Raw genomic sequence first — 879 nt, 5'->3', positions numbered from 1 at the left:
GCATTGCGTGTCTTTTCTGTTGACTAAACACGCATTGCGGGGACGATATGACCCATCCTCCCTATTTTTAGGCAAGGAACCTCGCAAAGACTCTTCCACAGGCTATCGTGGAGTTAGCCGGTATTATACCCGCAAAACTAAGCAGGAGCGCTATCGGGCGTGGATTACCGTAGGTGGCAAGCGGTATTACAAGAGCGGCTTTTTGACCGCCAGCGATGCTTACTACCAGGGCCGTGTTTTGTTGGAGCAACAACATCTCGGAAAGGAGAGCCAATGAATAAAAATTTTATACAGGCTGTATTGTTGGCGCTGGTCATCATACTGCTGATTTATGTCAGTACCTATGATGACAACAAAGCCTTTATCATCAAAGGAGTGCTGCCATTTATCATTTTATACGCATTCGTTTTTTACGATTTAGAGTTTGGCAACAAAAAGAAATAGATGCCCCCGGGATAATCCCGAGGGCTATTTTTTTGAATTGATCTATGTACTGCCCCGGAAGTCCGGGGCTATTTTTATTTGACAAGCTCGGCGATTTTTTTAATATATTTGATTTGATCAGCATTTGTATGTTCCCAAGTGTCATAACCCGCTTTGTCCATCATCATCTTGATCGCATCTAGTTCTTTAGGATTACTGACATGTGTATACTGATTCCCCACTTGCCGCCTTCTTTAAATAATAACATCACATTTCCTTCTCTCTTTTTAGTTTTGTTCGTTTCAATCGTAAAACCCTGCTCTACATCATTTTTAAATTGCGCACGGCTAATGCCCCATTTAGCTAAATATGGATAGGGGTCCGTGTGATCACTACCGTTGTTCGGTTGGTTGTACGTGCAGTATTCATGAGTTTTGATCCCTTCCAATGCTGGGC

General features: G+C 42.9%; 1 protein-coding gene and 1 pseudogene. One reads left to right on the top strand and one right to left on the bottom strand.

Annotated elements, in window-relative coordinates:
- Window positions 1-159 precede the first annotated feature (159 nt).
- Window positions 160-444, top strand: a complete 285-nt coding sequence (locus Q5762_RS36840; RefSeq protein WP_315887746.1) for a hypothetical protein — start codon at window positions 160-162, stop codon at window positions 442-444.
- A 178-nt stretch (window positions 445-622) separates the two neighbouring features.
- Here the strand turns inward: Q5762_RS36840 and Q5762_RS36835 are convergent.
- Window positions 623-879: pseudogene (locus tag Q5762_RS36835) on the bottom strand (hypothetical protein); the annotation flags it as partial.

The sequence above is a fragment of the Streptomyces sp. P9(2023) genome (assembly GCF_032436795.1).
Classification (GTDB): domain Bacteria; phylum Actinomycetota; class Actinomycetes; order Streptomycetales; family Streptomycetaceae; genus Streptomyces.
Note: the sequence above shows the minus strand (reverse complement) of the source record. Positions and strands in the feature narration are given on the sequence as shown.